Source organism: Luteimonas sp. 9C (assembly GCF_902506295.1).
In the GTDB taxonomy this organism is placed as follows: domain Bacteria; phylum Pseudomonadota; class Gammaproteobacteria; order Xanthomonadales; family Xanthomonadaceae; genus Luteimonas.
The window spans coordinates 1,495,721-1,501,994 of the sequence record NZ_LR733312.1 but is presented as its reverse complement, the minus strand read 5'-3'; the positions used below and the strand labels follow the sequence as shown (position 1 = coordinate 1,501,994).

Below are 6,274 nucleotides of genomic sequence, written 5' to 3'. Positions count from 1 at the left end.
GGGGTGGCATGGGCGGCGGCGGGGCCGGCATCGGGCCGGGGCGCCGCGATACCGGTGAGACGCCCTGAGCGTCAGCGGCGCAGCGCGTCCAGTACGGCGGCCTCCGGCACGCCCGCCAGGACCCGGGCGCGGCCGATGCCGTCCCAGACGATGAAACGCAGACCGTCGGCCTGTGCCTTCTTGTCCAGGTGCATGTGCGCCAGCAGGCGGTCGGGGTCGAGTCCGCCCGGCAGATCGACCGGCAGGCCGAGGCGCTGCAGCAGGGTGCGCAGACGCAGGGTGTCGCTCGCGGGTGCGAGTCCGAGCACGTCCGACAACTGCGCCGCCAGCACCATGCCCACCGCGACCGCCTCGCCGTGGTTCAGGCCGTCGTAGCCCTGTTCGGTTTCGATCGCATGGCCGAAGGTATGGCCCAGATTGAGCAGGGCGCGTTCGCCGTGTTCGAAGGGGTCGCGCGCGACGATTGCCGCCTTGTGCGCGCAGCTGCGCGCGATCGCCTCGGCCAGGGCCGCGTCGTCCATCCCCAGCAACGCGTCGGCGTGGCCGTCGAGCCAGTCGAGGAAGTCCGCATCGCCGAGCGCGCCGTACTTCACCACTTCGGCCAGGCCGGCACGCAGTTCGCGTGCGGGCAGCGTGCGCAGCACGGCGGTGTCGGCGATCACCGCGCGCGGCGGATGGAACGCGCCGACGAGATTCTTGCCCTGCGGCAGGTCCACCGCGGTCTTGCCGCCGACCGACGAGTCCACCATCGCCAGCAGCGTGGTCGGCAGTTGCACGCAGTCGATGCCGCGCATCCAGCAGGCCGCGGCGAAGCCTGCGAGATCGCCGATCACGCCACCGCCGAGTGCGAACAGCGTGGCGTCGCGGCGGATCCGCGCATCGGCGAGTGCGGTCGTGACCTCGGCGAAATGCGCGAGCGTCTTCGCCGCTTCACCCGGCGGCAGCACGTGCCGGTGGATGCGCAGATCCGGGCGCGCGGCCTGCAGCGCGGCGGCGACGCGGTCGGCATACAGCGGCGCCACGTGCGCATCGCTGACCAGCATCGCATCGCGTCCGCGCACGCTGCGCGCCAGCAGCGCGCCGTCGTCGAGCAGGCCGGGGCCGATGTGGATGGTGTAGGGCGTATCGCCGGCGACGGCGACCTCTCGGGCACTGGTGGTCATGCGATCCGGATACAGGTGGGGAAGTCGGCCGGCGCGCGATCTGCGGCGCGGCTCATGAAGCGTGCGTCGATGCGACATCTGCCGCCGCGTCGGAAATGGACGTCTCGACACTGCCGGCCGGCGGCTGCCAGTGCACCTCGACCAGATGGCCGAGCCGGGCAGCGGCCTCGTTGCAGGCATGCGGTCCGGTGTCGAACCGCAGATGCGCGGCGTCGGCGTACAGCGGCGCGCGTTCGACGGCGAGACGCTGCAGGACCTCCGTGCGATCGTCGCCGGCGAGCAGCGGTCGTGTGCGGTCGCGCGCCAGCCGCGCGAGCTGCGCGTCGACATCGGCATGCATGTGCACGACGAAACCGCGCGACCGCAGCAGGGCGCGGTTGACAGGATCGAGCACCGCGCCGCCGCCGGTCGCGATCACCTGGCCACTGCCGGCGAGGATCTCGACCAGCGTCGCCCGCTCGCGCGCCCGGAATCCAGCCTCGCCCTCGCATTCGAAAATCGTCGCGATCCGCGCGCCCGTGCGCACCTCGATCTCGTGGTCGACATCGACGAAGACCACACCGAACCGCGCCGCGAGGCGACGGCCGATCGAGGACTTGCCGGCGCCCATCGGACCGACGAGCACGAGGTTGGGGGCGGGGTGCATGGCTGCATGCTAGCAGTGGGGGCGGGAGGCGCCGAACGTTGCAGGCGCAAGTTTTGGCGCGCATCGAGTTTGCTCTGGCGTTCTTGAAGCCGGATGCCTTCCGGCTGTGCCCAGACCCGGAGGGCGCCGCACATGGATGTGCGGCGTTTTTCGACCGAGCCAGGATGGCGAGTCGAAAAATCCCGGAACGAACAACGCGCCATGACGCTTTGATCGGGGCTGGCCCTTTTCTTTGGTTCCGTTTCTTTTGGGCCAGCAAAAGAAATGAACCCGCTCGCCGCGAGGCGAGTGGAAGCATTTGACGTTGCTTCTCGCCGCAGGCGTAAGACCAAGATCACACGCTTTCGTCCGCTGACGCGGCCGAGTTCATTTCTTTTGGTTGACGCCTACGCGCGCAGCGCGAACGGCGCAGCCGGCCCGAAGGGGCGAGCGTCGAAGACGCGAGTTAAAGAAACGGAACCAAAGAAAAACGTCTCCCCGACACGTCCGAAGCCCGCGGCTCTTAGCGCACCGGGATTTTCCGACTCGGCATCCTGCCTCGGTCGGAAAACGCCGCCCATCCATGGGCGGCGCCCTCTGGGTTTGCAAGACCGCGACGACGTTGAGACCTGGCAGCAGCAACTACGGCCACAGCCACAGGCACAAAAGCTACAGCCGCGGGTCAAATCCGCCCAATCGGAGACTGTGTCGGTGGAAGAACGGGAGCCAGCCGCAAGCTCACCCCGCCGAAACAATTTCCCGCTCGGCATCGAGCGTCACCACCGCATCCGCCAGACCCGGCAATGTCCGCAACGCCTGCCGGCTCACCCGCTCGAAGTGCTGCACGAACCGCGCAATCCCAGCCGCATCCATGCCACCGCGCTCGGGCTCGGCGGCCTGCAGCGTGTGTTCCTGCTGCAGGCGCCAGTCGAAGACCACCTCGAAACCGGGCGGTTGCAGGAACAGCAGGCGGTCGAGGCCGGCCCAGAGCGCGGGGTAGTCGCGGGCGAGGGCGGCGTTGCACCAGCGGCGCCAGGTGCCGGCGGCATCTTCGTCGCGTTCCAGGGCGTTGACCGGCTCCACGAGTGCGGTCGCGGGTTCGGCGGGTGTGCCGACGCACCAGCCTTCGAACAGCAGCAGGTCGAGGCCATGGACGTTTGGCCAGGCCGATTCGGGCACGCGGCGGTCGCCGAGTTTGTCGAAGCGCGGCAGGCGGGTCGGCGCGCCAGCGCGCACGGCGTCGAACGCGGCCAGGCCCAGTGCGACTTCGTGGGTGCCGGGCGGGCCGCGGGTGGCCAGCAGCGGATGCACGCCGCGCGCGAGCGTCTGGCGGGCGTCGCGGTCCAGATAGAGATCGTCGAGCGACAACACGGCGGCACGCAGACCGCGGGCTTCGGCGGCCCGGACCACCTGCGCAGCGAGCGTGGATTTGCCGGTGCCCTGCAGCCCGCTGATGCCGAACACCTGCGGCGCAGCGCCGCGCACCAGCTCGGCGAGCAGGGTGTCGACGAGGGTGTCGGGCCAAGGCGAGGGCGCTGCGGCGTGCATCGGGAACACGATAGCGCGGGCGACGCGTGCTGCGTCGCGGTTCGACATCGCGGCGGGCTGCGGCGATCATCGGCACATGAGCACCGCGACCACCACCCTGCTGTCCGAAGCCCTCGACACCTTCGCCACGCTGTTCGACGAGGCGCAGGCCGCCGGCGAGCCCGATCGCACCGCGATGACCGTGGCCACCGCCGCGCTCGACGGCCGGCCGTCGGCGCGCACGGTGCTGCTGAAGGCCTGGGACGACCGCGGTTTCGTGTTCTACACGCATCTCGATGGCCGCAAGGGGCGCGAGCTGCAGGAGAATCCGCACGCAGCGCTGCTGTTCCATTGGCCGCGCGTGCGCAAGGGCGTGCAGGTGCGGATCGAGGGGCCGGTGGTGATCGTCGCCGACGACGAGGCCGATGCGTATTTCGCGTCGCGCCCGCGCGGCAGCCAGCTGGGCGCATGGGCGTCGAAGCAGTCCGAAGTGCTCGACACCCGCGAGACCTTCGAGCAGCGGCTGGCCGATCTCGAACGCGAGTTCGAAGGCCGCGACGTGCCGCGTCCGCAGCGCTGGTCGGGCCTGCGCGTCCGGCCCGACCGCGTCGAGTTCTGGTACGGCGCGGAGTACCGGTTGCACGAGCGCTGGCTCTACGAATGCGACTGCGCCGGCGACTGCCGCAAGCGGATGCTGTACCCGTGACGAGCGGCCCGCGCCGCATCGTCTGCCTGACCGAAGAACCCACCGAAGTCCTCTACGCGCTCGGCGAGCAGGCCCGCATCGTCGGTATCAGCGGCTTCACGGTGCGGCCCCCTCAGGCGCGCAAGGAGAAGCCGAAGGTCAGTGCATTCACCAGCGCGAAGATCGACGAGATCCTCAAGCTCGACCCCGATTTCGTCGTCGGCTTCTCCGACATCCAGGCCGACATCGCCGCCGAGCTGGTGCGGCGCGGGGTCGAGGTGTGGATCAGCAACCACCGCAGCGTCGACGGCATCGTCGACTACGTGCGCCGGCTCGGCGCGCTGGTCGGCTGCGCGGCGCGTGCCGATGCCTGTGCCGATGGATTGCGCCGCGGGCTGGACGCGATCGAAGCGCAGAGCGCGCGCCTGCCGCAGCGCCCGCGCGTGTATTTCGAGGAATGGGACGAGCCGATCATCACCGGCATCCGCTGGGTCGCCGAACTGGTCCGCATCGCCGGTGGCGACGATGTGTTCCCGGAGCTGTCGATCGAGCCGCTGGCCAGGGCGCGGATTCTCGCCAACGGCGATCCGGTGATCGAGCGCGCGCCCGACATCATTCTTGGCTCCTGGTGCGGCAAGAAATTCCGCCCCGAGCGCGTCGCCGCGCGGCCGGGCTGGGACGCCATTCCGGCGGTGCGCGACGGCGAACTGCACGAGATCAAGTCGCCGTTGATCCTGCAGCCCGGTCCGGCCGCATTGACCGACGGCGTGACCGCGATGGCGCGGATCGTGCAGGCCTGGGCGCAGCGGCGCGGCTGACGCGGGCGCCCACGCGCAGACGCGCCTGCAACCGGCGTGGCGGTCTGCCGGAACAGTGGGTTGCGATGCCGGCACTCCGCCCGCGCCGGCAGGCGCCTAGCATGGCGCTCCCCCACCGCAGGTGCAGTCCCCCATGCAGCGCATCGCCCTTCTCGGCATCACCGGACGCGCGGGTTCGCGTATCGCCCGCGAGCTGCTGGCACGCGGCCACCGCGTCACCGGCCTCGCCCGCAATACCGCCGACACCCCGGCGCAGGCCGGGCTGACCCTGCAGTCCGCCGACGCCTCGCGCGCGGACGCGATCGCGCCGATGCTGCAGGGCCACGACGTGGTGATCAGCGCGATGCGCTTCGATGGCGGCCCGACCGCCGACGTGCTGCTCGACGCCGTGCGCCAGGCCGGCGTGCGGCGCCTGCTGGTCGTCGGCGGCGCCGGCAGCCTGGAGGCCGCGCCGGGTGTGGCGCTGATCGACACGCCTGGATTTCCGGAGATCTACAAGGCCGAGGCCGGGGCGGGCCGCGTGTTCCTGGACACGCTGTGCGGCGCCGGCGACATCGACTGGACCTTCGTCTCGCCCGGCGCGGTGTTCGAGCCCGGCACGCGCACCGGCGTGTTCCGCACCGGCGGCGACGCCTTGCTGGTCGACGCCGCCGGCCACAGCGCGATCTCGATGGAGGATTACGCGATCGCCTTCGCCGACGAGATCGAACATCCCGCCCACGTGCGCGCGCGTTTCAGCGTGGCCTACTGATGGCGACGGCGGGACGCGGTACAGGTCGCTACTGGGCGTTGGTGTTCGCGGGCGGCCTGATCGAGACGGTCTGGGTGGTCGGGCTCAAGGCCGCGACGACATCGCTCGGGTGGGCGCTGACCATCGGCGCGATCGCGGTGAACTTCGCATTGCTGATGCGGGCGATCCGCTTCCTGCCGGTCGGCTCGGTCTATGCCGTGTTCTGCGGCCTGGGCGCGGCGGCCTCGGTGGTCGCCGAGACCGTGTGGTTCGGTGCGCCGGTGCAGCCGGCGAAGATCGCGTTGATCGCAGTGCTGATCGTCGGCGTTGCCGGGCTGAAGCTGGTGACACCACTGGCGCCGGCGCCCGACGTGGAGAAGTCGCCATGACCGGCTGGCTGTTCGTGTTCGCGGCCGGCCTGGCGGAAGTGGCCGGCGTGGTCGCGATGAACGCGATCAAGCAGCGGCCGAGTGCATTGGCCTACGCACGGCTGGTCCTGTGTTTCGGCGTGAGCTTCGGCCTGCTGTCGCTGGGCCTCAAGAGCGGCATGTCGATCGCGATCGCATAATGCGGTGTGGGTCGGCATCGGCACGGTGGGCGCGGTGGTCGTCGGCATCCTGCGCTACGGCGAATCGGCGCGGCCGCTGCGGCTGTTCTTCGTCTCGCTGGTGCTCGCCGCGGTGGTCGGGCTCAAGCTGATCGGCTGAAGGTGCTCGGCGGAGCGTG

The 6,274-nt window shown here is 70.5% G+C and carries 9 protein-coding genes; 6 read left to right on the top strand and 3 right to left on the bottom strand.

Features of this window, described 5'->3' with window-relative positions; all coding sequences use genetic code 11:
- Positions 1–71: 71 nt before the first annotated feature.
- From aroB to CURTO8I2_RS06780, 3 genes are all read right to left on the bottom strand, one after another.
- Positions 72–1,163, bottom strand: coding sequence for a 3-dehydroquinate synthase (gene aroB / locus CURTO8I2_RS06790; RefSeq protein ID WP_159679764.1), 1,092 nt, complete (start codon positions 1,161–1,163; stop codon positions 72–74).
- Between the two features lie 52 nt (positions 1,164–1,215).
- On the bottom strand, positions 1,216–1,809 hold the full coding sequence (locus CURTO8I2_RS06785; protein ID WP_159679762.1) for a shikimate kinase: 594 nt from the start codon (positions 1,807–1,809) through the stop codon (positions 1,216–1,218).
- A 717-nt stretch (positions 1,810–2,526) separates the two neighbouring features.
- Positions 2,527–3,336: a kinase gene (locus CURTO8I2_RS06780; protein ID WP_159681587.1), complete on the bottom strand. Its 810-nt coding sequence runs from the start codon at positions 3,334–3,336 to the stop codon at positions 2,527–2,529.
- Positions 3,337–3,412: 76 nt separating this feature from the next.
- Here CURTO8I2_RS06780 and pdxH point away from each other — a divergent pair, with 76 nt between their 5' ends.
- From pdxH to CURTO8I2_RS15515, 6 genes are all read left to right on the top strand, one after another.
- On the top strand, positions 3,413–4,021 hold the full coding sequence (pdxH, locus tag CURTO8I2_RS06775) for a pyridoxamine 5'-phosphate oxidase (RefSeq protein ID WP_159679761.1): 609 nt from the start codon (positions 3,413–3,415) through the stop codon (positions 4,019–4,021).
- Positions 3,976–4,818 (top strand): ABC transporter substrate-binding protein, encoded by an 843-nt coding sequence (locus tag CURTO8I2_RS06770; protein ID WP_159679759.1) that lies wholly within the window; start codon positions 3,976–3,978, stop codon positions 4,816–4,818. Before pdxH ends, CURTO8I2_RS06770 begins: the two co-directional genes overlap by 46 nt.
- A gap of 133 nt (positions 4,819–4,951) precedes the next feature.
- Entirely contained in the window at positions 4,952–5,569 is a 618-nt protein-coding gene (locus CURTO8I2_RS06765; protein ID WP_159679758.1) for an NAD(P)-dependent oxidoreductase, read from the top strand.
- The gene (locus CURTO8I2_RS06760) at positions 5,569–5,937 is read left to right on the top strand and encodes an SMR family transporter (RefSeq protein WP_159679756.1); all 369 of its coding nucleotides are present in this window, start codon (positions 5,569–5,571) and stop codon (positions 5,935–5,937) included. Before CURTO8I2_RS06765 ends, CURTO8I2_RS06760 begins: the two co-directional genes overlap by 1 nt.
- Complete coding sequence (locus CURTO8I2_RS15520) at positions 5,934–6,116, top strand: SMR family transporter (RefSeq protein WP_159679755.1); 183 nt, start codon at positions 5,934–5,936, stop codon at positions 6,114–6,116. The genes CURTO8I2_RS06760 and CURTO8I2_RS15520 overlap by 4 nt, the downstream gene beginning before the upstream one ends.
- Positions 6,117–6,120: 4 nt before the next feature.
- Positions 6,121–6,255 carry a hypothetical protein gene (locus CURTO8I2_RS15515; protein ID WP_159679753.1) on the top strand — a complete coding sequence of 45 codons (135 nt, stop codon included), beginning with the start codon at positions 6,121–6,123 and terminating at the stop codon, positions 6,253–6,255.
- Positions 6,256–6,274: the final 19 nt, after the last annotated feature.

Excerpts from the sequence above, each read along its gene's own strand:
- aroB (WP_159679764.1), bottom strand. The coding sequence starts at position 1,163 with ATGACCACCAGTGCCCGAGAGGTCGCCGTCGCCGGCGATACGCCCTAC.
- CURTO8I2_RS06785 (WP_159679762.1), bottom strand. The coding sequence starts at position 1,809 with ATGCACCCCGCCCCCAACCTCGTGCTCGTCGGTCCGATGGGCGCCGGC.
- CURTO8I2_RS06780 (WP_159681587.1), bottom strand. The coding sequence starts at position 3,336 with ATGCACGCCGCAGCGCCCTCGCCTTGGCCCGACACCCTCGTCGACACC.
- pdxH (WP_159679761.1), top strand. The coding sequence starts at position 3,413 with ATGAGCACCGCGACCACCACCCTGCTGTCCGAAGCCCTCGACACCTTC.
- CURTO8I2_RS06770 (WP_159679759.1), top strand. The coding sequence starts at position 3,976 with ATGCGACTGCGCCGGCGACTGCCGCAAGCGGATGCTGTACCCGTGACG.
- CURTO8I2_RS06765 (WP_159679758.1), top strand. The coding sequence starts at position 4,952 with ATGCAGCGCATCGCCCTTCTCGGCATCACCGGACGCGCGGGTTCGCGT.
- CURTO8I2_RS06760 (WP_159679756.1), top strand. The coding sequence starts at position 5,569 with ATGGCGACGGCGGGACGCGGTACAGGTCGCTACTGGGCGTTGGTGTTC.
- CURTO8I2_RS15520 (WP_159679755.1), top strand. The coding sequence starts at position 5,934 with ATGACCGGCTGGCTGTTCGTGTTCGCGGCCGGCCTGGCGGAAGTGGCC.